Annotated in this window: 28 protein-coding genes; 11 read left to right on the top strand and 17 right to left on the bottom strand. The window is 48.2% G+C overall.

All coding sequences use genetic code 11. The annotated features are described in order from the left end of the window. Positions 1-43: 43 nt before the first annotated feature. The 10 genes from ACTHUR_RS05435 to cmk all read right to left on the bottom strand — a co-directional run bounded on the left by ACTHUR_RS05435 (position 44) and on the right by cmk (position 9838). Positions 44-889, bottom strand: coding sequence for a DUF817 domain-containing protein (locus ACTHUR_RS05435; protein ID WP_004519788.1), 846 nt, complete (start codon positions 887-889; stop codon positions 44-46). A gap of 33 nt (positions 890-922) precedes the next feature. Next, the gene (ispG, locus tag ACTHUR_RS05430; protein WP_039862169.1) at positions 923-2188 is read right to left on the bottom strand and encodes a flavodoxin-dependent (E)-4-hydroxy-3-methylbut-2-enyl-diphosphate synthase; all 1266 of its coding nucleotides are present in this window, start codon (positions 2186-2188) and stop codon (positions 923-925) included. Position 2189: 1 nt separating this feature from the next. Then, complete coding sequence (locus ACTHUR_RS05425; protein WP_049336589.1) at positions 2190-3074, bottom strand: helix-turn-helix domain-containing protein; 885 nt, start codon at positions 3072-3074, stop codon at positions 2190-2192. Beyond that, complete coding sequence (gene pilW, locus ACTHUR_RS05420; protein ID WP_004519786.1) at positions 3075-3830, bottom strand: type IV pilus biogenesis/stability protein PilW; 756 nt, start codon at positions 3828-3830, stop codon at positions 3075-3077. Positions 3831-3838: 8 nt separating this feature from the next. Further along, positions 3839-4927 carry a 23S rRNA (adenine(2503)-C(2))-methyltransferase RlmN gene (gene rlmN, locus ACTHUR_RS05415; RefSeq protein WP_003683577.1) on the bottom strand — a complete coding sequence of 363 codons (1089 nt, stop codon included), beginning with the start codon at positions 4925-4927 and terminating at the stop codon, positions 3839-3841. A 170-nt stretch (positions 4928-5097) separates the two neighbouring features. Next, positions 5098-5523: a nucleoside-diphosphate kinase gene (gene ndk, locus ACTHUR_RS05410; RefSeq protein WP_004519785.1), complete on the bottom strand. Its 426-nt coding sequence runs from the start codon at positions 5521-5523 to the stop codon at positions 5098-5100. Between the two features lie 94 nt (positions 5524-5617). After that, positions 5618-6754 (bottom strand): cell division protein ZapE, encoded by a 1137-nt coding sequence (gene zapE, locus ACTHUR_RS05405; RefSeq protein ID WP_049336592.1) that lies wholly within the window; start codon positions 6752-6754, stop codon positions 5618-5620. 259 nt (positions 6755-7013) lie between these two features. Next, positions 7014-7328 (bottom strand): integration host factor subunit beta, encoded by a 315-nt coding sequence (locus tag ACTHUR_RS05400; RefSeq protein WP_003678992.1) that lies wholly within the window; start codon positions 7326-7328, stop codon positions 7014-7016. Between the two features lie 10 nt (positions 7329-7338). Further along, on the bottom strand, positions 7339-9024 hold the full coding sequence (gene rpsA / locus ACTHUR_RS05395) for a 30S ribosomal protein S1 (RefSeq protein ID WP_003678994.1): 1686 nt from the start codon (positions 9022-9024) through the stop codon (positions 7339-7341). A gap of 154 nt (positions 9025-9178) precedes the next feature. Next, a complete protein-coding gene (gene cmk / locus ACTHUR_RS05390; RefSeq protein ID WP_036490635.1) occupies positions 9179-9838 on the bottom strand; it encodes a (d)CMP kinase in 660 nt (219 codons plus the stop codon). 216 nt (positions 9839-10054) lie between these two features. Here cmk and ruvB point away from each other — a divergent pair, with 216 nt between their 5' ends. The 7 genes from ruvB to ACTHUR_RS05355 all read left to right on the top strand — a co-directional run bounded on the left by ruvB (position 10055) and on the right by ACTHUR_RS05355 (position 15218). Then, the gene (ruvB, locus tag ACTHUR_RS05385; protein ID WP_039862144.1) at positions 10055-11086 is read left to right on the top strand and encodes a Holliday junction branch migration DNA helicase RuvB; all 1032 of its coding nucleotides are present in this window, start codon (positions 10055-10057) and stop codon (positions 11084-11086) included. Positions 11087-11208: 122 nt separating this feature from the next. After that, a complete protein-coding gene (locus tag ACTHUR_RS05380; RefSeq protein ID WP_049336595.1) occupies positions 11209-13116 on the top strand; it encodes an ATP-binding cassette domain-containing protein in 1908 nt (635 codons plus the stop codon). A 90-nt stretch (positions 13117-13206) separates the two neighbouring features. Then, a complete protein-coding gene (locus ACTHUR_RS05375) occupies positions 13207-13638 on the top strand; it encodes a type II toxin-antitoxin system RatA family toxin (RefSeq protein ID WP_003683270.1) in 432 nt (143 codons plus the stop codon). Continuing rightward, complete coding sequence (locus ACTHUR_RS05370; protein WP_004519778.1) at positions 13631-13903, top strand: RnfH family protein; 273 nt, start codon at positions 13631-13633, stop codon at positions 13901-13903. The genes ACTHUR_RS05375 and ACTHUR_RS05370 overlap by 8 nt, the downstream gene beginning before the upstream one ends. Before the next feature lie 54 nt (positions 13904-13957). Then, the gene (gene pth / locus ACTHUR_RS05365) at positions 13958-14536 is read left to right on the top strand and encodes an aminoacyl-tRNA hydrolase (RefSeq protein WP_003683307.1); all 579 of its coding nucleotides are present in this window, start codon (positions 13958-13960) and stop codon (positions 14534-14536) included. A gap of 107 nt (positions 14537-14643) precedes the next feature. After that, the gene (locus ACTHUR_RS05360; protein WP_039862142.1) at positions 14644-14853 is read left to right on the top strand and encodes a hypothetical protein; all 210 of its coding nucleotides are present in this window, start codon (positions 14644-14646) and stop codon (positions 14851-14853) included. Beyond that, the gene (locus ACTHUR_RS05355; protein ID WP_004519776.1) at positions 14850-15218 is read left to right on the top strand and encodes a VanZ family protein; all 369 of its coding nucleotides are present in this window, start codon (positions 14850-14852) and stop codon (positions 15216-15218) included. The genes ACTHUR_RS05360 and ACTHUR_RS05355 overlap by 4 nt, the downstream gene beginning before the upstream one ends. Positions 15219-15329: 111 nt before the next feature. On the opposite strand, the gene ACTHUR_RS05350 is transcribed toward ACTHUR_RS05355, so the two are convergent. The 7 genes from ACTHUR_RS05350 to dapA all read right to left on the bottom strand — a co-directional run bounded on the left by ACTHUR_RS05350 (position 15330) and on the right by dapA (position 20788). Next, complete coding sequence (locus tag ACTHUR_RS05350) at positions 15330-15920, bottom strand: opacity family porin (protein ID WP_049336597.1); 591 nt, start codon at positions 15918-15920, stop codon at positions 15330-15332. Positions 15921-16055: 135 nt separating this feature from the next. Continuing rightward, positions 16056-17231: a radical SAM family heme chaperone HemW gene (gene hemW / locus ACTHUR_RS05345; protein ID WP_004519774.1), complete on the bottom strand. Its 1176-nt coding sequence runs from the start codon at positions 17229-17231 to the stop codon at positions 16056-16058. A gap of 96 nt (positions 17232-17327) precedes the next feature. Next, positions 17328-17690, bottom strand: a complete 363-nt coding sequence (locus ACTHUR_RS05340) for a hypothetical protein (protein ID WP_004519773.1) — start codon at positions 17688-17690, stop codon at positions 17328-17330. Between the two features lie 53 nt (positions 17691-17743). Further along, on the bottom strand, positions 17744-18337 hold the full coding sequence (gene rdgB, locus ACTHUR_RS05335; RefSeq protein ID WP_004519772.1) for an RdgB/HAM1 family non-canonical purine NTP pyrophosphatase: 594 nt from the start codon (positions 18335-18337) through the stop codon (positions 17744-17746). 9 nt (positions 18338-18346) lie between these two features. Beyond that, positions 18347-18577 (bottom strand): NGO_0222 family membrane protein, encoded by a 231-nt coding sequence (locus ACTHUR_RS05330; protein WP_039862168.1) that lies wholly within the window; start codon positions 18575-18577, stop codon positions 18347-18349. Between the two features lie 122 nt (positions 18578-18699). After that, complete coding sequence (gene bamC, locus ACTHUR_RS05325; protein WP_371444233.1) at positions 18700-19785, bottom strand: outer membrane protein assembly factor BamC; 1086 nt, start codon at positions 19783-19785, stop codon at positions 18700-18702. 127 nt (positions 19786-19912) lie between these two features. Beyond that, positions 19913-20788 (bottom strand): 4-hydroxy-tetrahydrodipicolinate synthase, encoded by an 876-nt coding sequence (dapA, locus tag ACTHUR_RS05320; protein ID WP_004519769.1) that lies wholly within the window; start codon positions 20786-20788, stop codon positions 19913-19915. A 336-nt stretch (positions 20789-21124) separates the two neighbouring features. Between dapA and ACTHUR_RS05315 the strand changes: the two genes are divergently transcribed. The 4 genes from ACTHUR_RS05315 to nrdD all read left to right on the top strand — a co-directional run. Beyond that, positions 21125-22516, top strand: coding sequence for a nucleobase:cation symporter-2 family protein (locus ACTHUR_RS05315; protein WP_004519768.1), 1392 nt, complete (start codon positions 21125-21127; stop codon positions 22514-22516). 116 nt (positions 22517-22632) lie between these two features. Beyond that, positions 22633-23775, top strand: a complete 1143-nt coding sequence (locus tag ACTHUR_RS05310; protein WP_440361173.1) for a THUMP domain-containing class I SAM-dependent RNA methyltransferase — start codon at positions 22633-22635, stop codon at positions 23773-23775. A 287-nt stretch (positions 23776-24062) separates the two neighbouring features. After that, positions 24063-24572 (top strand): anaerobic ribonucleoside-triphosphate reductase activating protein, encoded by a 510-nt coding sequence (gene nrdG / locus ACTHUR_RS05305; RefSeq protein WP_440361172.1) that lies wholly within the window; start codon positions 24063-24065, stop codon positions 24570-24572. A gap of 117 nt (positions 24573-24689) precedes the next feature. Continuing rightward, positions 24690-26202, top strand: a 1513-nt coding sequence (gene nrdD / locus ACTHUR_RS05300) for an anaerobic ribonucleoside-triphosphate reductase (protein ID WP_440398541.1), incomplete at its 3' end; no start/stop codon positions are given.

Genomic DNA, 26202 nt, shown 5'->3' with positions numbered 1-26202 from the left:
GGCCGTCTGAAAGTTTCAGACGGCCTTTTAAAATATTAAGCAACTAATCTTTTGATACGCTGATGGTATGTTTGATGTGTTTTAAATTCGCAACGATGGTAAAAGTCATCATCACCAGTAAAGCCCATGAACTCCATTTGCTGATGTGTACCGATGCCCACGCGCCGATTTGGTTGGGATAGCGCCAAACGCCGAATAGGGTTCCCAAATTTTCCGCCAGCCAAATAAAAAATCCGATCAGGACGAAAGCGAGCAGGAGCGGCATTTTGCGAGTGGTGTCATAGGGCGTGTATAAGACCGTTGTCCGGGCATATAGGCCGAGAGCGAAAGCAGCAAGATACCAGCGATAGTCGCCGATATAGTGATGGGTGAAGAAATTGATATAAATCGCCAGTGCGCACAAAGTACCCAACCAATACGGCGGATGGCTTTTGATTTTTAAGTCAAACAGCCGCCATGCTTGAATGATATAGCTGCCGACTGCGGCATACATAAAGCCTGCAAACAGCGGTACGCCGCCGATTTTGGTATAAGCCTCATCCGGATAGCTCCATGATTGGATATCGCCTGATGTCTTGAACCACTCTAAAGCAAAGCCCACCAAGTGAAACAGCGTAATCGATTTCACTTCATCCCAAGTTTCTAGCTTGAAATACAGCATGGCTGCTTGTATGGAGATGGCAAAAATCAGCAGCAGGTCGTAGCGCGAAATTCCCAACAAGCCTGTTTTCGGAACGAGGAACATGGCAATGAAAAACAAGCCTGCAAATAAGCAGGCTCGTGCTTCTTTCAAACCGAAAAACCAAAATTCAACGATAAAGCGTCGCCAACCATGCAAATCCTTGCGTTTGGGATGTTCAGTCAGCCAAGTATCCAGTTTGCCCAACATATTTTCAGACGGCCTCTTTATCTTGAAAATGTTTTAGGCAGATTGAATCGGAATAACGCGGTTTTGCTTACGTTTTGCGCCACCTTCGCAATAGTTGGTTTTGACATAATCTTCAACGATTTGTAAAAACTCGGCAGCGATATTGTCGCCTTTGAGGGTAACTTTCCGTTCGCCGTCTACATAAACCGGCGCAACCGGTGTTTCGCCTGTACCTGGCAGGCTGATACCGATATCGGCAAGTTTGCTTTCGCCCGGGCCATTGACTACGCAACCCATTACGGCAACGTTCAATGATTCAACGCCTGGATACTCAGTGCGCCAAATAGTCATTTTTTGACGTAAATAGTTTTGTACGTCTTGCGCCAATTCTTGGAATACGGTACTGGTGGTACGGCCGCAACCCGGGCAGGCTGTAACCATTGGCGTAAAGGAGCGTAAGCCCATGGTTTGCAGGATTTCCTGACCGACAATGACTTCTTGTGTACGTGGGGAGCCAGGTTCGGGCGTAAGGGAAATTCGAATGGTGTCGCCGATACCTTCTTGCAACAATACGGACAAAGCTGCGGTGGAAGCCACAATGCCTTTGCTACCCATGCCCGCCTCGGTCAGGCCGAGATGGAGCGGGTAACGGCAACGGCTGCCTAATTCGCGGTAAACCTGAATCAAGTCTTGTACGGCGCTGACCTTGCACGACAAAATGATTTTGTCTTCAGGCAAGCCCAAAGCCACGGCTTTTTCTGCCGATTCCAGCGCCGAAACAATCAAAGCCTCTTTCATGATTTCTTCAGGCGGCTTCGGTGTGGCAGAAGCTAGGTTGGCATCCATCATACGTTTGGCAAGGCTTTGATCAAGCGAACCCCAGTTCACACCGATGCGTACGGCTTTATTGTTTTCTGCCGCTGTACGAATCATAAAGGCAAATTTCTCATCGCCTTTTGCGCCTTTACCGACATTGCCTGGGTTGATGCGGTATTTAGACAGGGCCTTGCCGCACTCAGGAAATTCGGCCAATAAGCGTTCGCCATTGAAATGGAAGTCGCCGATCAGGGGCGTGGTGTAGCCCATATCGTCTAAGCGGCTGCGGATTTCGGCTACTTTGGAAGCCGCTTCAGGAGTATTAACCGTGATACGGACCATTTCTGAGCCGGCATCGCTCAACTCTTTGACCTGTCGGGCTGTTGCTTCTGCATCTGCGGTGTCGGTATTGGTCATAGATTGCACAACAACGGGCGCATCGGAGCCGATGATGAGATGGTCAATTTTGACTTGATGTGTCTGACGGCGTTTAGGTGTGGTCATTTTAGTTTTTTCCTGCAACAAAAGAGGCGGATTTTTCACCGGCAACACGGTATTTCAAAGGTTCGATAGGTGTGCCGCCGTAATTGGCTTCCGAGCCGGCTGCAATACCGATCCAAACATTGTAAGGTGCGCCGCCTCTCAGACGTTGTTCGCTTCCGGCTGGAACGATACGGCTGAATACAACTTTTCCATCTTTGTCTGCAATAATCAGATTGCTTCGGTATTGGACTTTAATCCAAAGTTCGTCTTTCTCAACTTTGACAGCAGGTTTCTCTTCTTGTACGGCGGCGGAAGCTGCTGAGGCTGCTTGATCATTGGCCACTTCAGGCTTATTGGTGATTTCTTTTTTGCCGTCTTCCGTCATTTCGCTAACGGCAACATTATCCGTTTTTAAGGCAGGCGTTTTCATCGTATCAGCAACATCTTTGCTGTTTTGAATATTTGCCTGTTCGTTTTCAAAACTGGATTTGCTTTGCCAAAAGTAAACGCCGCCTACAGCCAAAGCCAATGCGGCTATCCCCAATATCCATTTTGGGAAGCCCTGCTTTTCAGTATCTGTGAAGCTTAAGCCGGAGTTGGTGCTGCGTGTTACCGCGTATACATGGTCTTCAAGTTGCGGAGTAATGGAGCGCAAATGTTTGGCGATGATTTGTTCGTCGATTTTCAGAAATCGTGCATATGAACGCAGATAACCTGAAACAAAGACTAAACCGGGAAAGCCGGAATATTCCCCTTTTTCCAAAGCATCAATTTGTTCGGTAGACAGTTTCAAACGTGAAGCAACATCTTGAATATCGATTTTGGCATCAGTTCTGTGTTTGCGTAATTCATCCCCCAATGTTTTGGCGGCTTGTGTGTCGTAGTTGATTTTATCGTTATTTTCCATTTATTGGCCTGTTGTGACGGTTTGTAGTTCGTCTGAATAAGGGAAGTTTGCCCTAAGTTGGGCTTCGTATTCGTATGCGGCGTGTTTATTACCCAAGGCGGTAGCCAAACGCCAGCCTAAAAGCAAATCGTCAGCCTGCAGGACATCAACTTTGCTTTGGTATTGGCGGAAATAATAGTCGGCATCGTTCAGATTGCCTGCCATCATTTTGGTTCGGGCAAGTTCTTTGAAAGCAGGGAAGAATTGCGGATTTGCTGCTAAAGACCTTTCCAAATAGGCTTGGGCTAAAGAGTATTGACCTAACCTTGCGCTGCAAATGCCTTTATTCATATTGGCAATAAAGGGGCTTGGGTAGGTTGGGTCGGCCAGTGCTTTGTCAAAATAAGCCAAAGATTCGGCCGGTGCATTCATTTGATTGCACAAGAACCAACCGTAGTTGTTGTTGACTTCCGCACTATCAGGTTTTAAAGACAATGCTTTAAGAAAGCTTTCTTGAGCTTTGTCTTTGACTTTCAAATACTGATAAATCTCGGCGCGTACCAACCAAGCAAGGTCATTTTTGGAATTGGACTTAAGCGCCTCTTCGATACTTTCAGTAGCTTGGCGGTAGTTTTGGCCGCGCATATATTCCACAGCCAGTTGGGTTTTGATATTAGAAACTTGAATGGCACGTTCTTTAGGGCTTGGGCCGGAAGAGGAAGCGCAGGCAGAAAGAGTCAGTGCGGTAAGTAAAGCGAATCCGAACTTGATTTTCATAATTAACCTTATTGTTCGACCAAAATCTGTTGCCATTTTTGTTGGCGGCGTGTTTTATCTTGTACTTGTCCGGCCAATTGTCCGCAAGCGGCATCGATATCGTCGCCGCGGGTTTTGCGGACAGTAACGACAAAGCCGGCTTGTTGCAGAATATCGCGGAAGACACGGATATTTTCATTGGTAGAACGTTCGTAGCCGGAATTTGGGAAAGGATTGAACGGAATCAGATTGAATTTGCATGGTACGTCTTTAACCAATTCAATCAATTCGCGCGCATGTTGTGCTTTATCATTGATACCGTCGAGCATAACGTATTCAAAGGTAATAAAGTCACGGGGGGCTTTGACCAGATAACGTTGACAGGCCGCCATCAATTCTTTGAGCGGGTATTTTTTGTTGAGAGGAACAATCTGATCGCGCACTTCATCGTTGGATGCGTGTAAAGATACAGCCAAAGCAACAGGCATTGCATCACGCAGTCTGTCCATTTGTGGAACCATGCCCGAAGTGGAAACGGTCACGCGACGGCGGCTCAAGCCGTAGCCATGATCATCCAACATAATACTCAAGGCAGTAACAACATTGTCAAAGTTTGCCATAGGCTCGCCCATACCCATCATCACCACGTTGGAGATAACGCGTTCGTTTTTAGGGGTAACACCCATGGCTTTATTGGCCCACCAAAGCTGACCGATAATTTCAGCGGCAGTCAGGTTGCGGTTGAAACCCTGTCGTCCGGTAGAGCAGAAAGTGCATTCCAATGCGCAACCTACTTGGGAAGAGATGCACAAAGTACCGCGTTCGGCTTCGGGAATAAAGACGGTTTCTACACCGTTGCCCGTGCCGACATCCAGCAACCATTTGCGTGTGCCATCAGTAGATTCTTGTGCCATCATTAATTTAGGCACTTCGATTGTGGCTTGTTCATTCAACTTGGCACGCAATGATTTGGCCAAGTCAGTCATTTCTTCAAAGTTTTGTGCACCGGCTTGATGCATCCAACGCATGACTTGTTTGGCGCGGAAAGGTTTCTCACCCATTTCGGCAAAGTGTTGCGTCAGTCCATTTAAATCGTAATTCAGTAGATTGGTTTTCATGTATTTTTATGTTTCTCAATAAAGCTTTTAAAGTAAAGAGGCTTATCGGTCAGCTTTGCTTTAAAAGCCTTTAGGGTTTCAGACGGCCTGTCATTTGCAGGGCATACAAAGCACTTTTGCCGTCCGATATGGAATCGGACGGCCGTAAAGCGGCTACAGGCTTTTTGCTTTTATCGTGGGCAGATTTCGCTTTGGCTGAAAAAGTAGGCGATTTCAATCGCAGCATTTTCCACGCTGTCAGAACCGTGTACAGCATTAACACTGACAGATTCTGCAAAGTCGGCACGGATTGTGCCCGGAGCTGCATCGGCTGGATTGGTTGCGCCCATCAATTCGCGATTTTTGGCAACGGCGTTTTCACCTTCCAATACTTGAATCATAACAGGATTGCGAGTCATGAATTTAACCAAGTCTTCATAAAAAGGGCGGTCTTTGTGTACAGCATAAAACTCTTTTGCTTCGCGCTCAGACAGATGTTTCATTTTCGCCGCAATAATGCGCAAGCCGTTTTCTTCAAAGCGGCTGTAAATCTTGCCGATGACGTTTTTTTCTACTGCATCGGGTTTGATGATGGAAATCGTACGTTCGATGGCCATGTTATGTCCTTGTTTTTATTAATAGGTGAGTTGCCGTAGCCAAGAGGCGAGGGAAGTGTATTCTACCAAATTTCGCCCCTTTTTGGGAAAGGCATTATTTGCTTAAAGTCAGGTGTGGTTGTTCCAAATAGACTTCGGATTGCATTTCGATCATACGGCTGGCTGTACGGGTAAATTCCTCGGCGAAATCGCCTTCGACATAAATATCGTTTACGCCAACTGCACTGGTGGCGCACAATTTCACACGGAAATCATATAAAACGTCAATTAACCATGTCAGACGGCGTGCTTCTGCTTTTTCTTGCGGGGTTAGACGTTCTAATCCTGAAAGGAAAACCATCTCATAATGTTCGGCTAAATACAGATAGTCAGCTTGTGAACGCGGGCCAAAACATAATGCGCGGAAATCAAACCAGATGGCGCGTTCCGACTGGGCTTTATGAGGAATTTCCCGTCCATGAATAATGCTGATTCCTGGATTCAATTCAGAGATTCCGCTCATTTCTTTAAATAAAGTAGCCAGTTTTTGCTCGTTTTCTTCATTATTGGGCACAAAGAAAATTTCGGCAGGGCGCAATGTGCGCAATCGGTAATCTTCTCCGCCATCTACATTTAAAACGGTCAGGTTAGATTCGATAAGGGCGATGGTTGGCAGAAAGCTGCTGCGGTTTTGGCCTTGAGGATAGAGTTCGGATGGGGCGTAGTTGGAAGTGGCCACCAAAACAACACCTTCGCTCAGCAGGTTTTCCAACAAACGGCCTAAAATCATTGCATCGGCAATGTCGCTGACGTGAAATTCATCAAAGCATAATACGCGTGTTTCTTTGGCAATTTCTGCTGCAACGGCTTTTAAAGGATTCGCTTCACTCTTTAAAGCTTTCAGCCGTTGATGAATTTCGGCCATAAAGGCATGGAAATGCACGCGGCGCTTACGGCGATAAGGGAGGCAGCCAAAAAAAGCGTCCATCAGGAAACTTTTACCGCGTCCTACGCCGCCATAAAAATAGAGTCCTTTAGGTACTTGAGGGGAACGCAGGCTGCGGCCGAGAAAACGGTTGCGTTTGCGTTTGAACATCATCAGCTCGGTCCATAAGCGATCCAAATATTCAATGGCTCGTGCTTGTGCTTCGTCACGGATGAAGTTGGGTTGTTCGGCGGCGGCCTGATACCAAGTCAACGGGCTGTGGTTTTCAAATGGCGGTGGCGTAAATAGTTGGTCTCTATTGCTCATGTATAACCTTTATTATGTTTTGCTGGCGATAGTCGAAACATCATCCGCAATAATTTGGACAGTAGTCGGAATGATGTTCTCATTATGGAATAGTCGGTCTATTATAAATGATTTCAGACGGCCTGCGTTTTTTGCAAAGGCTTTGTTGTCAATATAGTTGGAAAAGTGTGCGATTAAGGTGCAAGCAAAAAGGTTGGCTTTAGTATTTTTTGAAAAAACAAAAAAACGCCGCATTTCTGCGGCGTTTTGCTACTAAGTATTAATGAGCACTTTCTTGCAATGCCAAGTCTACACGCTCACGCAACTCTTTACCCGGTTTGAAGTGGGGAACATGTTTTTCAGGCACTTCCACACGTTCGCCGGTTTTAGGGTTGCGCCCGATACGGGCAGGGCGGTGGTTCAAGTCGAAGCTGCCGAAGCCGCGGATTTCGATACGTTGTCCACGAGCCAGTGAGCGGGTCATGGTATCAACCAAGACTTTTACACTGTATTCGACATCTTTAGCCAGCAGTTGGTTGCCATTTTTTTCGGCAAACACTTCTGCGAGGCGAACCATCAATTCAGACTTCGTCATGTCTGCAACCTTATTCTTGGTCGCCGGACAGTTTGGCTTTCAGCAAGTCGCCCAGGCTGGTAGTACCGGCATTGGCAGTTGCAGCGGCGTTAACTGAATTCAGCGCTTCGCGGTTTTCTTTAGCGTCTTTCGCTTTAACAGACAGACGGATGCTGCGGTTTTTGCGGTCAACGGTAACGATAACGGCTTCAACTTCGTCGCCTTCTTTCAGTTTGGTAGTCAGGTCTTCAACGCGGTCAGCGGCGAATTCAGAAGCAGGCAGGTAGCCTTCAACTTCTTCAGACAGAGCGACTACGGCACCTTTGGCGTCAACAGATTTCACAGAACCTTTAACCAAAGAACCTTTGTCGTTTACGCTGATGAAGTTACCGAACGGATCGCCTTCAAGTTGTTTGATACCCAAAGAGATACGTTCTTTTTCAACGTCGATGGCCAATACAACGGCTTCAACTTCTTCGCCTTTTTTGTATTTGCGTACAGCTTCTTCGCCGGCTTCAGTCCAAGACAGGTCAGACAAGTGAACCAGACCGTCGATACCGCCAGGCAGACCTACGAATACGCCGAAGTCAGTGATAGATTTAACTGCGCCGGAGATTTTGTCGCCTTTGTTGTGGTTGGCGGCAAACTCTTCCCAAGGGTTAGCTTGACATTGTTTCATGCCCAAAGAGATACGGCGGCGGTCTTCGTCGATTTCCAGGATCATGACTTCAACTTCGTCACCCAGTTGAACAACTTTGCTTGGGTGTACGTTTTTGTTGGTCCAATCCATTTCGGAAACGTGTACCAAACCTTCGATGCCTTGTTCGATTTCAACGAATGCACCGTAGTCGGTCAGGTTGGATACTTTACCGAACAGGCGGGTACCTTGTGGGTAACGACGGGTCAGACCGCTCCAAGGATCTTCGCCCAGTTGTTTCATGCCCAGGGAAACGCGTTGTTTGTCTTGGTCGAATTTCAGGACTTTGGCTTCTACTTCTTGACCAACTTCCAAAACTTCGCTTGGGTGTTTCACACGGCGCCATGCCAAGTCGGTGATGTGCAACAGACCGTCGATGCCGCCCAAGTCAACGAATGCACCGTAATCGGTGATGTTTTTAACGATACCTTTGATAACTGAACCTTCTTGCAGGTTTTCCAGCAAGGCTTTGCGTTCTTCGCCCAAAGTAGCTTCCAGAACAGCGCGGCGGGACACAACGACGTTGTTGCGTTTTTTGTCCAGTTTGATCACTTTGAATTCAATTTCTTTGCCTTCGAAGTGAGAAGTGTCTTTTACGGGACGTACGTCAACCAAAGAACCCGGCAGGAATGCGCGGATGCTGTTGATCATAACAGTCAGACCGCCTTTGACTTTGCCATTGATAACGCCGGACAGGATGTCGCCGTTTTCCATAGCTTCTTCCAAAGCGATCCAGTCGGCAGCGCGTTTGGCTTTTTCGCGGGACAGTTTGGTTTCGCCGAAGCCGTTTTCAACAGATTCGATGGTAACGGTAACGAAATCGCCAACTTTAACTTCAATCTCGCCCTGAGCGTTTTTGAATTCAGCAACATCAATCAGAGATTCTGATTTCAGACCTGCGTTAACGGTAACGAAGTTTTGATCGATGCCGACTACTTCGGCAGTAATCACTTCACCTGGGTTCATCTCTTGCAGGGTAAAGCTTTCTTCCAGCAGCTGGGCAAAATTTTCCATAGTCATATATACTCTTTTCGGTACACCGCCAAGGGGTGCGGGTTAGGTTTGAAATGACCTGCCGTCCTTGGCGCGGCAGGTTGGGAAATGTTTTCAGACGGCCTTGTTATAGGGTTAACAGGCCGTCTGAAATGAAAACTTCGCGATTATACTCCAAATTTTAAACTTTATGATACCAATCAAGCACTTTTTTTACAGCTTCTTCGATAGAAAGGTTGTCAGTGTCTAAAAGCAGGGCGTCGGGCAGCTGTTTCAATGGGGCAACAGGGCGGCGGCGGTCTGCTTCGTCGCGCGCTTCAATGTCCGACAAGATACGCTCGAATGCCACGCCTTCGCATGGGATACCGAGTTGTTTGGCACGACGTTGGGCACGAACATTGGCACTTGCAGTCAGGAAGATTTTTAATGCGGCATCAGGGAAAATAACCGAGCCGATATCGCGGCCGTCGGCGACCAAACCTTTTTCGGTCAGGAAATCGCGTTGGCGCTGCAAAAGGGCGGTACGCACTTTAGGCAACTGCGCGACGGCAGATGCACCCATGCCGATGGCTTCGGTACGGATTTGCTCGGATACATCTTCGCCGTTTAATAACACGACGCTGCCTTCAAATTGTGCGGGCAAAGTTTCTGCCAGTGTGCTGACGGCGTCTTCATCTGTCCAGGCAACATTTTGTTTTTGTGCGTAAAGCGCGGTCAGGCGGTAAAGCGCACCGGAATCGAGGTAAAGAAAACCCAAGGCTTCGGCTACGCGTGAGGCAACCGTCCCTTTGCCGGATGCGCTGGGGCCGTCGATGGCGATGACTTTTTGCTTGAGGCTCATGTGTTCTCCTGAATGCGATAGGTATTTGAATTAACCGTTTATTATACGTTGCTTTGGCCGTCTGAAAACGAAAATTTTTGTGTGATTTAAATTTGAAGGAAAAGTGGCTCGGCCTTATCGGGTATAATGGCCAAAATCATAATTTAACCGCTTTATCTGATTGTTCGGGCCATCTGAAATAACGGGTCGGGAATGGTCTTAGAATTTAGAAACATTATGTTACAAACCGATAATCTTACTTCTGCACAACCTCAGCGCATTATCACTGCTCAAAATATTTCCGCTCAGGAAGAATTGCTTGAACGCGCTTTACGTCCGAAAACTTTAGACGACTATATCGGACAGGATAAAGCAAAAGAGCAGTTGGCTATTTTTATTCAGGCAGCGAAAAAACGTGGCGAAGCGCTTGACCACACTTTGCTGTTTGGTCCTCCGGGTTTGGGCAAAACTACTTTGGCACACATTATCGCCAAAGAGTTAGGCGTTAATTTGCGCCAAACCAGCGGCCCGGTTTTGGAACGTGCCGGCGACCTTGCAGCCTTGTTGACCAACCTCGAGCCGCATGATGTGCTGTTTATTGATGAAATCCACCGCTTAAGCCCTGTGGTTGAAGAAATCCTTTATCCTGCGCTTGAAGATTATCAGTTGGACATCATGATAGGCGAGGGGCCGGCCGCGCGTTCGGTCAAAATCGATTTGCCGCCGTTTACATTGGTAGGCGCGACGACCCGTGCCGGTATGCTGACCAATCCTTTGCGCGACCGTTTCGGTATCGTGTCCCGATTAGAGTTTTATCAGAATAAAGATTTGGCGACTATTGTTGCTCGTTCTGCCCAGTTGTTGCAGTTGGATATGGGCGACGAGGGTGCGATGGAAGTGGCCAAGCGCAGCCGCGGTACGCCGCGTATTGCCAACCGCCTTTTGCGACGTGTACGCGATTATGCCGATGTGAAAAACAACGGCGTCATTGATGCGGAAATTGCCGATGCTGCCTTGAGTATGCTGGATGTGGACGGTCAGGGTTTGGATGTGATGGACAGGAAATTCCTTGAGGCGATTCTGCACAAGTTCAGCGGCGGTCCTGTCGGTTTGGAAAACGTGGCTGCTGCGATTGGCGAATCAACCGATACCATCGAAGATGTGATTGAACCATATCTGATTCAGCAGGGCTTTTTGCAGCGTACACCGCGCGGACGCGTAGCAACCGAACGAGCCTATCTGCATTTCGGTTTGAAGGTTCAAGAATAATAATGAAGGCCGTCTGAAAACTGCTTTCAGACGGCCTGATACTTTCAATTTCATATGATTGTCGGCAAATATCTGCCGATAATCGGTTAAAATGTCCCTCTTTTCTTTTTTGAAGTTTCCCCATGAATATCTTATCCGTAGAAAATGCTTCTTTTGCCGTCGGCCATGTCGCCTTGCTCGACAAAACTTCTTTTCAACTCGACAGCGGCGAGAAAATCGGTTTAATCGGCCGCAACGGTGCGGGTAAGTCTTCGTTTTTAAAAATTCTCGCCGGTGTGCAAAAGCTCGACGATGGGCAGATTATTGTTCAAAACAACCTCAAAATCGTTTATGTACCGCAGGAATCCTTTTTTGATAAGGACGCAACCGTATTTGATACCGTTGCCGAAGGATTGGGAGAAATTCGCAATTTATTGCGCCGTTATCATCATGTCAGCCATGAGTTGGAAAATGGTTCGAGTGAGGCTTTATTGAAAGAACTCAACGAATTACAACTCGAAATTGAAGCGAAGGACGGCTGGAAGCTGGATGCGGCAGTCAAGCAGACTTTGGGGGAACTCGGTTTGCCGGAAAACGAAAAAATCGGCAACCTATCCGGCGGTCAGAAAAAGCGTGTCGCTTTGGCGCAGGCTTGGGTGCAAAAGCCCGACGTATTGCTGCTGGACGAGCCGACCAACCATTTGGATATTGACGCAATTATTTGGCTGGAAAATCTGCTTAAAGCGTTTGAAGGCAGCTTGGTCGTGATTACCCACGACCGCCGTTTTCTGGACAACATCGCCACGCGCATCGTCGAACTAGACCGCGGCATTCTGCGCTCCTATCCTGGCTCGTTCTCCAAATACAGCGAGAAAAAAGCGCAAGAGTTGGCGGTTGAAGCAGAACACAACCGCCTCTTCGACAAATTTCATGCTCAGGAAGAAGCGTGGATACGTAAAGGCATCGAAGCGCGCCGTACCCGTAATGAAGGCCGCGTGCGCCGTTTGGAAGAACTGCGCCGCCAGCGCGCCGAACGCCGCAACGTACAAGGGCAGGTTAACTTTAAGCTCGACAGCGGCGAAAAAAGCGGCAAAATCATCGCCGAGCTGGAACACGCTTCGTTTGCCTATGGTGACAAAGTCATCATGGACAAATTCTCCGCCATCTTGCAGCGCGGCGACAAAATCGGCTTAATCGGTCCAAACGGCATCGGCAAAACCACCTTCCTCAAGCTGATTTTGGGCGAATTGCAGCCGACCTACGGCAGAATCCGTATCGGCAGTAAACAGGAAGTTGCTTATTTCGACCAGTTCCGCAGCGCGTTGAATGAAAACGACACTGTGTTTTACACGCTCGGACAGGGCAACGATTACGTTGAAGTCGGTGGTAAGAAAAAGCATGTGATGAGCTATTTGGAAGATTTCCTGTTCCATCCAGCTCGCGCACAAAGTCCCGTCTCATCGCTTTCCGGCGGTGAACGCAACCGCCTCCTGCTGGCAAAACTCTTCACCCGCCCCGCCAATATCCTGGTCTTGGACGAACCGACCAACGACTTGGACATTGATACCCAAGAGCTGCTTGAAGACCTACTGCGCGATTATCAAGGCACGGTATTCCTTGTCTCGCATGACCGTATGTTCTTGGATAATGTGATTACCCAAAGCATTGTTTTCGAAGGACAAGGCCGTCTGAAAGAATACATCGGCGGCTATCAGGACTATATCGACGCAAAATCGCGGGAAGAGAAAATTCAGACGGCCTCTGCGCCTAAAGCGGCTGCCGAGCCTGAAAAAATCAAACCTAAAGCCAACCGCACGGTCAAACTTTCCTACAAAGAACAGCGTGAACTCGATGCCCTGCCTGATGAAATCGCCGCTTTGGAAACCGAGCAGGCTGAAATCAATACCCAGCTTTCCGATCCTGAAATTTTCAAAGATTACGAAAAAGCAGGTGCATTGCAAAGCAGGGCTGAAGAAATCGAGATGTCGCTTTTGGAAAAGCTGGAACGCTGGGAATGGCTGGAAGCGAAACAAAATGGAGAAGCGGTTTAAATTGGGAGTTTTGTCCCAAAGTAGGGCAGATATTTTTCTAAATCATGCCGTCTGAACCCCGAATATTCAAAAACAAGGTCTACAACCAACATGAAAAAAGTCGAGAAAAACGTATTGGTGCTGCATAGCGCTAAGGAAATGTTTGAGCTGGTGGACAAAGTTGAGGACTATCCAAAATTTTTGCCGTGGTACAGCAAGACCGAAGTCATCGAACGTAAAGGCAATGAGCTAAAAGCGCGCCTGTTTATGGACTATATGCGCGTCAAGCAGTCATTTGCGACGCACAACCACAATATCCCGGGGCAGGAAATCCGCATGGATTTGCTCGAAGGGCCGTTTAAAACCCTGCGCGGCACTTGGAAATTTATCGACTTGGGCGATGATATGTGCAAAGTCGAATTCAGATTAGAATACGATTTCTCCAATGCCGTACTCTCTGCCATGATTTCCCCGGTATTCGGCCATCTCGCCGGCACGCTGGTGGATGCTTTTATTAAAGAGGCCGACCGCCGCTATGCTTGAGATTGAAATTGTTTACGGACTGGCCGATAGGCAAGTGTTGAAGGGTATGACCGTTGCCGAAGGAACAACCGTACGCGAAGCTGCCCGACAAAGCGGTTTGGAGATAGAGTTTCCGGAATTGGATTTACAGCAAGCGCCTTTGGGTATTTTCGGCAAGGCTGTGAAAGACGAAACAGCGTTGCGCGATGGCGATCGGATTGAGGTTTATCGCCCATTGTTGATTGATCCGAAAGAAGCGCGACGTAAACGCGCTGGGCAAGAATAAATCAAAGGCCGTCTGAAACTTTTTCAGACGGCCTGTCAAACTGAAAGAACAGTAATGAGCTTGAAAATTAAATTAATTGTCGGTTTGGGCAATCCAGGCCAAGAATACGAACAAACGCGCCACAATGTCGGCTTTTGGCTGTTGGACGAACTGGCATGGAAATGGAAAGTCAATTTTAAAGACGAAAAGAAATTTTACGGCGAAGTAGCGCGCGCCACTACGCCTGATGGTGATGTTTGGCTGCTCAAACCCATGACCTTTATGAACCGCTCCGGTCAGGCAGTAGCCGCTTTGGCTCAGTTTTACAAAATCAAGCCGGAGGAAATCTTGGTGGTTCATGACGAGCTGGATATTCCATGCGGCCGTATCAAATTCAAACTTGGCGGCGGCAACGGCGGACACAACGGCCTCAAAGACATTCAGGCTCGCTTGGGTACGCCTAATTTCTACCGCCTGCGCTTGGGTATTGATCATCCGGGCGACCGTAATCTGGTTGTCGGTTATGTGTTGAATAAACCGTCGGCGGAACACAGACAGCAAATTGATGATTCCATCGCCAAATCCCTGCAAGGATTGCCGGCCGTGTTGAATGGCGAATGGGAAGAAGCAACACGTTTTTTACACAGTAAGTAGCGTACCCAAACCAAACCAAACGGGCAGCCTTGCACATCATGTTCAGACGGCCTGAAAACAGGCAGTGTGATCTGACTAGTGATAAACGAATCAAAGAAACAGTAAATATGAACGAACTGACCAGTCTTATGCAGACCGAAGCCCCAGGCATTGTTGGCGAAACATTAGACTTCTGCCTTTACGAATGCAGTATTGAAGATGCCCCGGATGCAGAAGAAGTGGCACAATGGCGTGATATTTTGAAGGCGCGGGGTGGGAAATTTGTCCGCTTGGCAGATATCTGCCAAACATGGTTGGATGAAGAGGCCGATAAATGAAAGCCTTGCCGTTAAACAAATTTACTGTCGCTGCCTTGATTTGGTTTGCCGCCGCCATTTATGCCTTACTTTTCAAAGAGGGCGGCAATAGCGCTCCACCATTCCCTCATTTTGATAAAGTCGGCCATTTCGGGCTGTTCTTCGGTCAGGCATGGTTGTGTGCAAAAATATTTATTCAAGACAATAGGACTATTCCCTATAAAGGCATTCTGTTTGCCGCTTTATTGTTTGCCATAGGAAGCGAGCTGGCTCAGGCATTTCTGACTGCTACGCGCCAAGGTTCGATCGCGGACGGCATTGCCGATATGGCAGGTACGGCTGCGGCACTGTGGTTTGCAGAAAAAATAAAAGCAGCAAAAAGTTAGACATATTTAAAAAACTTAAAGGCCGTCTGAAATCCTGAGAAATAGGTTTCAAACGGCCTTTTGTTACTTGATGTATGAAGCGATCGTTGCTTTATACCAAATATTTAAAAATTAGAATTTTACGCGTACACCGGCAGATACTTCGTGGGATTGAATTTTGGTCTCTTCAAAATTGCCCCAATAGTTGTAGCGATAGCCAGCATCTAAAGCAACATTAGGCGTTACTTCGTAGCTTACACCAGCCAATGCACCAATACCCATTTTGGTTTTTCGTGAATGTTCTGTATAGTGAAAACCAGGGTCGGCTTCATCAGAATTTAATGAAACGCGATTAATACCTAAACGAGCACCAACGTAGGGCTTAACAGGTGTATTAGTATTGAAGTCATAGATTGCTGAAACGCCAATACTTTGAAATTTCAGTTTGTAATATAAGTGACTGTCATCCTCGTATTCACCTCTTTCAATAGATTTATGATGTGTATAGTCTGCTGCAACACGGAAGTCACCAAAATCATAACCAGCAGATAGACGAGGGCTAAAGCCTTTTGCTTTATCAGAGAATTCCTCTTCACCAGAGTTGTCTTTAATCTTAACAGTAGAATAACCAGCATCAGCTTGAACATAAAAACCTTTGGTTGCATCAGCCAATGCAAATGTAGGCAGGGAAAGAGCAATCAGTGTTACCAGAACTTTTTTCATTGTTTTGTCCTTAATGTAGGATTAGGAGTAGTGGATAATCGCCGGGGTTGGTCGTTCCCAACAATTATTCAGATTGTATTTTCTTGTCGTAAATTAAGCAAATCTAAAAATGTTTTAACTGTTGTAAAAAAGCACTTATAAAAAACACTGTAACAAGTCGTTTAAGAACAAACGGCCTTGCTCGGTCGGGCGGAACACGGTCGGATCTGATTCAAGCAGGCCTTTTTGTCTGGCGGTTTCGATTTGAGCCATGATTTTTGCAGTGGGGACGCCGGTACGTTCCTGCAACATTGCAGCAGGTACGCCATCGGTCAGGCGCAGGGCGTTCATCATGAACTCGAATGGAAGGTCTTCGGAAGCAACGGTTTTGTGCTCAACTGCTTCATGCGGATTGCCCTGCATAGCGGCAAGATAGTCGTTGGGATGGCGACGGCGGACAGTTCGCTCGATACGGTCGGGATAGGAAATTTTGCCGTGTGCGCCTGCACCTATGCCTAAGTAATCGCCAAACTGCCAGTAGTTCAAATTATGGCGGCACTGCATACCAGGTTTTGCAAAAGCCGATGTTTCGTAGTGGATAAAGCCTGCGCTTTCTAATGCACCGTGTACAGCATCTTCAATATCCAACGCCGCTTCATCTTGCGGTAATCCTTTTGGCGGCGTATGACCGAAAGGCGTGTTCGGTTCCATTGTCAGATGATATGCGCTGATATGCGATACGCCTGTTGCAATAGCGGTTTGCACATCGTTTAGGGCCGTCTGAACCGTTTGGTTTGGCAGGGCATACATCAAATCAATATTGACTTTATCAAATAATTTCAATGCAGTATCAATGGCTGTCAGTGCTTCTTTGCCGTTGTGAACGCGTCCCAATCGAGCAAGCATATCGTCGTTAAAACTTTGTACGCCGATAGATAGGCGCGTAATACCTGCGTCTTTAAATCCTTGAAACTTCTCAATTTCAAATGTGCCGGGGTTCGCTTCTAAAGTAATTTCCGCTTCGGGTTGCAAGCGCAACAGCGAACGCACGCCACTTAACAAACGGTCAATTGATTCCGCTTGAAACAGGCTGGGTGTGCCGCCGCCGAAGAATATCGTTTCTATCGGTCTGCCCCAAATATTGGGTAACTCAAGCTGCAAGTCGGTTAATAGGGCATCGATATAGGCTTCTTCCGGCAGGCCGTTTTTCAGGCTGTGGGAATTGAAGTCGCAATATGGACATTTTTTGATGCACCAAGGAATATGGATATAGAGTGATAAAGGAGGCAGGGCGGTTAGCTGGCCGGGGCGTTGGAAAGTGATTTGGGTCATGGTATGTGTTGAGGCTCAAGGCCGTCTGAAATTTTTAGGCCGTTATTTTAACTGAAATGTCGGCCGGGAAAGTAATCAGTAGGAAATTTGCGCAGTCTAAGCGCTCAAAAAAGCTTCAATTTCTTCTTCTGATAATTTGGAATTGCAGACAAATTTTATTTTGCCTTGTGAGATGTTGAGTAATGCGGGAACAGTTTTGATGCCGTGTTGTTCACGAAAAGTCTTTAAAGCTGCTTTGTTGCTGCTGTCTGTAAAGCGGATAGTAAGCTGCTTGTTTAAGGAAACGGTAAATAGTTTTGCAACAAAACGGCGACAGTATGAACAGCTTGGTTTGCCTAAAAAGACGATAGCAGTTTCTTGACTATCAATGAGTTGCAGAAGTTCGTCAGGTGTGGTTGGGATGAAGGCAGCGACGTGTTTTGCAAAGGCTGCCAATTCTTCAGGCGAGGGTTTGGGCATGGGAATGAATGTGAGGTAGGCCGTCTGAAGGTTTCAGACGGCCTGTTATTGATTTATAAGGATTCGATTTTTCTTAACAATTCACGCAAAGCTTGGGCGCGGTGGCTTTCGGCATTTTTGATTTCAGGATCAAGCTCGGCAGCGGTGCAACCGTGTTCGGCCAGATAGAAATGCGGGTCGTAGCCGAAGCCGTTTGTGCCGGCTGCTTCTGCCTGCCATTGTCCGCGCCAGATGCCTTCGGCGATAATGGGTTGCGGGTCGTTTTCGTGGCGGACGAGGACGAGTACGCAGACGTAGTAGCAGCTTTTATCGTCTTTATCGGCAAGATCGGCAGAGAGTTTGGCGTTGTTTGCGGCATCGGATTTAGGGTTTTCGCCTGCATAACGTGCGGAGAAAATGCCGGGTGCGCCGTTTAAGGCGTTGGTGCAGATGCCGGAGTCGTCGGCAAGTGCCGGTAAGCCGCTGTATTTGGCGGCATGACGTGCTTTAGCCAGGGCATTTTCAACAAAGGTATGGTACGGTTCGGGACATTCGGGCGTATTGAACTGCGATTGCGGCAGGACTTCGATGTTTAAGTCGGCAAAGAGGCGGGAAAATTCTTTGAGTTTGCCTGCGTTGCCACTGGCAAGGACGATTTTTTCAAACATGGTTTTTCCTTAATGGTTTTCGGTTTGCTGCATACGAGCAATTTGTGCGCGTGCTTTGTGGCGGATGTAAAGGGCAAGGCTGCCGATTTGGGCAAAAACGGCGGCAAAGGCAAACAGAAAGGTGGCAACGGCAAATTGTTTGCTGTGAATGCTTAGAAGATAAGCGCCCAACAGAATCAGTACGATAAACATCAGGGTAAACAGGGCGGTCAGGAGCAGATAGGCTTTTTGTCGGGTCATGGCAGCTTGGGTAAGGGGGAAAAATGTTCTGATTATAACGTCAGATTGGGAATTTGAAACCATGCCGGATTCGTTAAAAAGGCCGTCTGAATATTTCAGACGGCCTTAATTTGAATAACTGATTAACGCAATTCTGTGTGCAGGCGGCTCAACAATGTGGAGGCATCGCTGCCTTTGTATGGGCTGCCGTCTTTGTTCAACAGATGGAGGCGTGCGCCATTGTTGATAGGCTCAACATACACGATGATTTCAGGGTACGTTTTTGGCGCTTCTGCTTTGCCTTTGCCAAATACGCGTTTGAACAGGCCCGGTTTTTTATTGGCAACTGCTTCGCCTTCGGTTGGCGCTTGTTGAACCAAGAAGGCGCGGCGTTCGGCATTTTGACCGATAACAGTCAGGCCGATGCGGTCAAGCGCAAGGGCGGTACGGCGCCAGTTGCGGCCGTAATCGCCTGCCAGCAACAGAGTGCCATTGTCCACACGCGCCAATTCAGAAGCATTGCTGCGGGCGGCAACGCTTTGGGTCAGAGCTTGTTCGGCTTGCTGACCGTCAACGCCCAAATATTGCATAAAGCGGGCGAGGAATGCGGCTTCGAGGTTAGGGTCGCTCTCGCTTGGCTGCCACATCGTAGTGTCTTTTTTACGGTCGGCATAAACTTCTTTCATGCCTTTGTGGGCGAAGAAGATGTCGGTCGAACCGTTTTTACCTTGTTCGATGCGGATGATGAACTTGTCGCGTTCGCTGGTAGAGTAGATGCCGCCCAAGCCGACTTTATCCAGCAGACGGCGCAGGCTGTCTTGAGGGATTTTGGCTCGGTTTTCAGCCCACTCGGTTTCCATTTGGCCGATGGCCGGTTCTTCAGATTTGATGTCGAAACCGTTTTCTTGCCAGAACACTTTCAGCAAAGGCCAAATTTCGCGAGGCGATTTGCCTTCGACAACCAACCAGCGTTGGTTGCCGTCACGCTCAAGGCGTACGCCTTTAACGGATTTCAAGACTTCTGCATTTGCAGGCTGCTGTACGGCTTGGGTGCGGCGTTTGTTGAAATCGCTGGCGCGGACGGCGCCGCTGCCTGCCGGTAATTGATAGAGGTTGCCTTGGTCTGGGTTGTTCAAATCAGGTGGTACTTCCAGTTTGACTAGGCGGTGAGATTGACTTTGATAGTCGAGTTTGGGTTGTTCTTTTTTGCTGCCGGAACAGGCAGTCATGCTAATCAGGGCGAGGGCTACTACGATGGGTTTAATATAGGTCATCTTGTTTTCCTGTGGATGGAGTTCTTAACAGGGAGGCCGTCTGAAAAAGGGTGTTTGGGATTCAGACGGCCTTATTTCCGGATCAGATTTGTCCTGATTTTTCCAGAGCGGCTCGGACTTTGGCTTGACCGGCTTCGGTCAGTGCTACCAAAGGCAGGCGAACATGGGGTTCGCATTTGCCCAATAAGCTCAGGCCCCATTTGGGCGCGGCCGGGCTGGGCTCGCAGAACATGGTGTTATAAATTGGGATAAGTTGCTCGTTTAGACGACGGGCGGTCGCAATATCGCCCTCAAGGGCGGCTCGGCACATATCGGCAAAGAGTTTCGGTGCAACGTTGGCTGCAACGGTTACCACGCCATGACCGCCACACAGCATGAAAGGCAGGCCGGTAGGGTCATCGCCGGAGAATACTGCAAAACCTTCAGGAACGCTGTTGATCAATTCGATGTTGTTACCGATATTGCCGCTGGCTTCTTTCACGCCGACGATATTCGGAATCTCGGCCAAACGCAAAATAGTGTCGTTGCTCATGCTGACGACGGTACGGCCGGGAACATTATAGATAACCATCGGAATCGAAGTGGCTTCGGCGATGGCTTTGAAATGTTGGTAAATGCCTTCTTGCGAAGGTTTGTTGTAGTAGGGAACAACAGATAAGGTGTAGTCCGCACCGGCTTGCTCGGCGGCTTTGGAAAGGGCGATGGCTTCGACAGTATTGTTGGCGCCTGTACCGGCGATAACGGGAACGCGCTTGTTGACGTGTTTGACAGTGGCTTCAATAACGGCCAAATGTTCTTCGACAGGCAGGGTGGCTGACTCGCCGGTGGTGCCGACTGCGACGATACCGTCGGTGCCGTTTTCAATGTGCCAGTCGATTAAGTCGTGAAGTTGTTCGTAGTTGATGCTGCCGTCTTGATTCATCGGAGTAATCAGGGCAACCAGACTGCCTTTTAACATACGGAAACCTTTAATTTTATGGTGTGGGTGAATTATGCAGTGGATTGTAGCTTACTTTGTTGTTTGTGTGAAACATATCCGCTATGAGGCTTTGCTGTTTAATGGTGACTTGTCATTATCTTAATGAATAATACATTTTTAAATCATTGGTTTGTTTGTTTTTAGGTAGAAAAATGATGTCAAGAATTAAAATGTGTTAAGGCGGTTTGAGGCCGTCTGAAAACGGCTGGGCGGAACTTTCAGACGGCCTGATGGTTTTGAATTTGCTGATACATTTCAAATTGGTTAAAATACGCATCTTAATATTTTTTAACGATTCTTGAGAGAAGGTTCAACATGGCCGGAATGACTGAAAAACAGGCGGAATCGCTTGATTTGGTTTATGGTTTGGAAGACAAGCCGCCGTTTGGGAATGCGTTGTTGAGTGCGGTTACGCACCTTCTGGCGATTTTTGTCCCGATGATTACTCCGGCATTGATTGTCGGCGGGGCGTTGGAGCTGCCGGTTGAAATGACGGCTTATTTGGTGTCGATGGCGATGGTGGCTTCAGGTGTCGGCACTTATTTGCAGGTTAACCGTTTCGGGCCGGTCGGTTCGGGTATGTTGTCGATTCAGTCGGTCAACTTCTCTTTTGTTACCGTGATGATTGCGCTCGGTACCGGTATGAAAGAGGGCGGCTTGACTAAAGATGTGATGATTTCAACGCTCTTGGGCGTGTCCTTTGTTGGCGCGTTTTTGGTGTGCTTCTCCGCTTGGCTTTTGCCTTATCTGAAAAAAGTGATTACGCCGACTGTAAGCGGCGTGGTCGTCATGTTGATCGGCTTGAGCTTGGTGCATGTCGGCATTACTGACTTTGGCGGCGGCTTCGGTGCGAAAGCAGACGGTACGTTCGGTTCGATGGAAAACTTAGGTCTGGCATCGCTGGTGTTGCTGATTGTATTGGTTTTCAACTGCTTGAAAAACCCATTGCTGCGTATGAGCGGCATCGCGGTGGGTTTGATTGTCGGTTATATTGTTGCGCTGTTTTTGGGCAAAGTAGATTTTTCCGCCCTGCAAAACCTGCCGCTGATTACCCTGCCTGTTCCGTTTAAATATGGTTTCGCATTTGATTGGCACGCGTTTATCGTTGCCGGTGCGATTTTCCTGTTGAGCGTATTTGAAGCAGTGGGCGATTTGACGGCGACTGCGATGGTCTCCGAGCAGCCGATTGAGGGTGAGGAATACACCAAACGTCTGCGCGGTGGCGTATTGGCAGATGGTTTGGTTTCTGTAATTGCGACTGCGTTGGGCTCTTTGCCTTTAACCACGTTTGCGCAAAATAACGGCGTGATTCAAATGACCGGCGTGGCTTCGCGTCATGTGGGCAAATATATTGCGGCGATTTTGGTATTGTTGGGTTTGTTCCCCGTCATCGGCCGCGCGTTTACTACGATTCCGAGTCCTGTTTTGGGTGGCGCGATGGTGTTGATGTTTGGCCTGATTGCGATTGCCGGCGTGCGGATTTTGGTCAGCCACGGTATTCGCCGTCGTGAAGCAGTTATCGCGGCGACTTCTGTCGGTTTGGGTTTGGGCGTGGCATTTGAGCCGGAAGTGTTCAAAAACCTGCCGGTATTGTTCCAAAACTCAATTTCCGCAGGCGGTATTATGGCAGTATTGTTGAACTTGGTTTTGCCGGAGGATAAAACCGATAAAGCGGTTAAGGTGGAAACCGATAGTTTGGAGCACTAAGCAAGCTTTATTCAAAGGCCGTCTGAAGTTTCAGACGGCCTTTTGGTTTTCGGCTATAATATTGTTTTTATTTGTTATCCGAGTGGTTCGGATAGCCCTACCCGGAAAGGTTTTATATGACGGTTTATTCACTTTTTATCACTTGTCCTCGCGGTTTGGAAGCGCCTTTGACGCAAGAACTCGAAAGCATGGCATGTCAGGATATACGTGCTGTTGACGGCGGTGTGGCATGTAAAGGCACGATGGAGCAGGTGTATTGCATCAACCTGCATTCGCGCGTTGCCAGCCGTGTTTTACTGCGTTTGACTAAAGGCGGTTATCGCAACGAACACGATATCTACAAACTCGCACGAAATCTGCATTGGACGGGTTGGTTTAAGCTGGAGCAGACCTTTAAAGTCAAAGTCGAAGGCAAGCGCGCCAATGTGAAAAGCTTGGATTTTGTCGGTTTGAAAATCAAAGATGCCGTCTGCGATGCATTCCGCGATATTTATGATGCGCGTCCGAGCGTGGGTAAAATCAACCCCGATATCCGCATTCATGCCTTTATCGATGAGCGCAACGTGGAAATCTTTATCGATACTTCCGGCGAAGCACTCTTCAAACGCGGCTATCGTCAGGATACCGGCGAAGCGCCATTGAGAGAGAACTTGGCGGCAGGTTTGCTGCTTTTGGCAGGCTATGACGGTACGCAGCCTTTCCAAGACCCGTTTTGCGGCAGTGGCACGATTGCCATTGAGGCAGCATGGATTGCGACACACCGTGCGCCGGGCTTGATGCGTCGTTTCGGTTTTGAAAAACTGCAAAACTTCGACAAAGAAAAATGGCAAGCCCTGCGCCGTGAGGCTGAAAAACAAATCAAACCGGCCGCCGCGCCAATTTCCGGCAGCGACAACGACCGTTATATGATTCGTGCCGCATTGGCCAATGCCCAAGCCGCCGAAGTGGATAATTTCATCCGCTTTGACGTGCAAGATGCGCAGGCTGCGCGACCGAACGGCGAACACGGCATTATGATTTCCAATCCACCTTATGGCGTGCGCCTTGCAGAAATTCAGGCTTTACAGGCGCTTTATCCGCAACTGGGCACATGGTTGAAACAGCATTACGCAGGCTGGCTTGCCGGAATGTTTACCGGCGATCGAGATATGCCGAAATTTATGCGCCTTTCTCCGAAGCGTAAGATTCCGCTGTTTAACGGTAATTTGGATTGCCGATTGTTTTTGATGGATATGGTTAAAGGCTCGAATCGGGGCTAAAACCTGAAATAGAGGCCGTCTGAAAGATGATTTCAGACGGCCTTTTTTTATTTGTTAAAACCGTCTTTGTTATAACGGAGTTTGCTTTTCTTTTTTTATATTAATATACTGAAATTGTTTTCAGACGGCCTTTATCAATGGAGCCATGTAGATGTAATTATTGAAATTTACAATCTATCAAATTATAAAAAGCTATTACAAAATAAAGATGGATTGTTAAATAAAATACCATATCTAGTAGTATTGTGTTTTAATGCACACCATATATTGTGTTTTATGGCATTGCAATGAGCGGTTTGAAATTTACAATCGAGCAAATTGTATGGCAGGAAGTGCCGGGCGAAGTGTCGCTGGCGTTTCTGTTTTCCGGTTGTCCGCTGCGTTGTAAAGGCTGTCATAGTGCCGATACGTGGAAAGAGGGCATCGGCACGGAATTGACCGAGGATTATTTAAAAGGCCGTCTGAAACGCTATCACGGATTGATCACATGCGTGTTGTTTATGGGCGGAGAATGGCAGCCGGAAGCCTTGCAGAAAATGTTGGGCATCGTGACACAGGCGGGTTTGAAAGCCTGTTTGTACACAGGCCTGGAGCGTGAGGAGCTGGAGGCGGTTTCAGACGGCATCCTGCCTTATCTGACGTATCTGAAAACCGGCCGCTGGCAGATGGAACTGGGCGGCTTGGACAGCCCGACCACCAACCAGAAGTTTATCGATTTGCGTACGGGCGAAGTGTTGAACCGATTGTTTATCAAAGACAAACCTGCGCCTAAAGTTTTTCCAGTGGCTTCAATTTAGCTCAATGCTGTATTGCACTGATTTAAATTGAATTTATTGTATTCGCTGACAGCGATGTTTCAGACGGCCCAACCGTCATTGTTTAATAAATCATCCAAACCATACAGGAGAATTAACATGATTCGGCTGCATCCCGAACAGTTAAACGGAAAACTACAATTCATGCGCGACTACATCAGCGCGCAAAACGCGGCGGACGGCTCGAAAATAGACGCCAATGCCAACGTTACCCAGAAAAACATCGCCACGATGGAAGCGGAAATCATGAAAGACTTTTTCGTGCAGATTAACCGCGCCCAAGTATCGCGCAAAATCGCCGAAATTTTCGACCAATCCGTCGCCGACGAATACATCCGCCAGATTGAGGCGCATGAGATTTATGTGCACGACGAAACCAGCCTCAAGCCTTATTGTGTGTCGGTTACGCTGTATCCTTTCCTGCTCGACGGCTTAAGCAAACTCGGCGGCGAATCCAAAGCGCCACAACATTTGGCATCATTTTGCGGCTCGTTTATCAATCTTGTGTTTGCCATTAGCGCGCAATTTGCCGGCGCGGTGGCGACGGTGGAATTTCTGACCTATTTTGACTACTTTGCCCGCAAAGACTACGGCGACGATTATTTGGAAACCCATGGCAAAGAAATTGCCAACCATATGCAGCAGGTGGTGTACAGCATCAACCAGCCCGCCGCCGCACGCGGCTATCAGAGCGTATTTTGGAACATTTCCGTTTACGATCAATACTATTTTGACGCGATGTTCGGCGATTTCGTCTTTCCCGATTTCAGCAAACCGGTATGGGCGAGCGTGGCGAAGCTGCAAAACTTCTTCCTCAAATGGTTTAATCAAGAGCGCAGCAAAGCCGTTTTGACTTTTCCCGTCGTGACCGCTGCGATGCTGACCGACAGCGGCAAATGCAAAGACACCGTGTTCGCTGACGAAATGGCGAAAGAGTTGGCGGAAGGCAATTCCTTCTTCGTCTATCTTTCCGACAACCCCGACTCGTTGGCTTCCTGCTGCCGTCTGCGTAACGCCATCGAAGACCGCACTTTCAGCTATACCCTCGGCGCAGGCGGCGTGGCGACCGGTTCCATCAACGTCATCACCATCAATATGAACCGATTGGAGCAAGACGGGCGCGACCTTGCCGCCGAAGTGGCCAAAATCCACAAATACCAATACGCCTACCGCAAACTGATGGAAGAATACCAAGCCGCCGGCATGTTGCCCGTTTACGATGCAGGCTTCATCACGCTGGACAAACAGTTCCTCACCATCGGCATCAACGGCATGGCGGAAGCCGCCGAATCGCAAGGCATTAAAGTCGGCTACAACGATGACTACATCAACTTTGTCCAAGGCCGTCTGAAAACCATATTTGAAGCCAATCAAGCCGCCAGCAAACACTACGGCGTGAAGTTCAACACTGAGTTCGTCCCCGCCGAAAACCTCGGCGTGAAAAACGCCAAATGGGACAAAGCCGACGGCTATAAAGTCAGCCGTGAATGCTACAACTCCTATTTCTACGTCGTCGAAGACGAAGAAATCAACGCGCTCGACAAATTCCTGCTGCACGGCAAAGAACTGGTGGACTGGCTCGACGGCGGCTCCGCGCTGCACCTGAACCTTG

This window comes from Neisseria sp. P0021.S007 (assembly GCF_051956855.1).
The sequence above is the reverse complement of the archived record's forward strand: the minus strand, read 5'-3'. Positions and strand labels throughout refer to the sequence as shown.

Bases quoted from the DNA above. Each gene is read 5' to 3' on its own strand.
- ACTHUR_RS05435 (WP_004519788.1), bottom strand. From the start codon at position 889: ATGTTGGGCAAACTGGATACTTGGCTGACTGAACATCCCAAACGCAAG.
- ispG (WP_039862169.1), bottom strand. From the start codon at position 2,188: ATGACCACACCTAAACGCCGTCAGACACATCAAGTCAAAATTGACCAT.
- ACTHUR_RS05425 (WP_049336589.1), bottom strand. From the start codon at position 3,074: ATGGAAAATAACGATAAAATCAACTACGACACACAAGCCGCCAAAACA.
- pilW (WP_004519786.1), bottom strand. From the start codon at position 3,830: ATGAAAATCAAGTTCGGATTCGCTTTACTTACCGCACTGACTCTTTCT.
- rlmN (WP_003683577.1), bottom strand. From the start codon at position 4,927: ATGAAAACCAATCTACTGAATTACGATTTAAATGGACTGACGCAACAC.
- ndk (WP_004519785.1), bottom strand. From the start codon at position 5,523: ATGGCCATCGAACGTACGATTTCCATCATCAAACCCGATGCAGTAGAA.
- zapE (WP_049336592.1), bottom strand. From the start codon at position 6,754: ATGAGCAATAGAGACCAACTATTTACGCCACCGCCATTTGAAAACCAC.
- ACTHUR_RS05400 (WP_003678992.1), bottom strand. From the start codon at position 7,328: ATGACGAAGTCTGAATTGATGGTTCGCCTCGCAGAAGTGTTTGCCGAA.
- rpsA (WP_003678994.1), bottom strand. From the start codon at position 9,024: ATGACTATGGAAAATTTTGCCCAGCTGCTGGAAGAAAGCTTTACCCTG.
- cmk (WP_036490635.1), bottom strand. From the start codon at position 9,838: ATGAGCCTCAAGCAAAAAGTCATCGCCATCGACGGCCCCAGCGCATCC.
- ruvB (WP_039862144.1), top strand. From the start codon at position 10,055: ATGTTACAAACCGATAATCTTACTTCTGCACAACCTCAGCGCATTATC.
- ACTHUR_RS05380 (WP_049336595.1), top strand. From the start codon at position 11,209: ATGAATATCTTATCCGTAGAAAATGCTTCTTTTGCCGTCGGCCATGTC.
- ACTHUR_RS05375 (WP_003683270.1), top strand. From the start codon at position 13,207: ATGAAAAAAGTCGAGAAAAACGTATTGGTGCTGCATAGCGCTAAGGAA.
- ACTHUR_RS05370 (WP_004519778.1), top strand. From the start codon at position 13,631: ATGCTTGAGATTGAAATTGTTTACGGACTGGCCGATAGGCAAGTGTTG.
- pth (WP_003683307.1), top strand. From the start codon at position 13,958: ATGAGCTTGAAAATTAAATTAATTGTCGGTTTGGGCAATCCAGGCCAA.
- ACTHUR_RS05360 (WP_039862142.1), top strand. From the start codon at position 14,644: ATGAACGAACTGACCAGTCTTATGCAGACCGAAGCCCCAGGCATTGTT.
- ACTHUR_RS05355 (WP_004519776.1), top strand. From the start codon at position 14,850: ATGAAAGCCTTGCCGTTAAACAAATTTACTGTCGCTGCCTTGATTTGG.
- ACTHUR_RS05350 (WP_049336597.1), bottom strand. From the start codon at position 15,920: ATGAAAAAAGTTCTGGTAACACTGATTGCTCTTTCCCTGCCTACATTT.
- hemW (WP_004519774.1), bottom strand. From the start codon at position 17,231: ATGACCCAAATCACTTTCCAACGCCCCGGCCAGCTAACCGCCCTGCCT.
- ACTHUR_RS05340 (WP_004519773.1), bottom strand. From the start codon at position 17,690: ATGCCCAAACCCTCGCCTGAAGAATTGGCAGCCTTTGCAAAACACGTC.
- rdgB (WP_004519772.1), bottom strand. From the start codon at position 18,337: ATGTTTGAAAAAATCGTCCTTGCCAGTGGCAACGCAGGCAAACTCAAA.
- ACTHUR_RS05330 (WP_039862168.1), bottom strand. From the start codon at position 18,577: ATGACCCGACAAAAAGCCTATCTGCTCCTGACCGCCCTGTTTACCCTG.
- bamC (WP_371444233.1), bottom strand. From the start codon at position 19,785: ATGACTGCCTGTTCCGGCAGCAAAAAAGAACAACCCAAACTCGACTAT.
- dapA (WP_004519769.1), bottom strand. From the start codon at position 20,788: ATGTTAAAAGGCAGTCTGGTTGCCCTGATTACTCCGATGAATCAAGAC.
- ACTHUR_RS05315 (WP_004519768.1), top strand. From the start codon at position 21,125: ATGGCCGGAATGACTGAAAAACAGGCGGAATCGCTTGATTTGGTTTAT.
- ACTHUR_RS05310 (WP_440361173.1), top strand. From the start codon at position 22,633: ATGACGGTTTATTCACTTTTTATCACTTGTCCTCGCGGTTTGGAAGCG.
- nrdG (WP_440361172.1), top strand. From the start codon at position 24,063: ATGAGCGGTTTGAAATTTACAATCGAGCAAATTGTATGGCAGGAAGTG.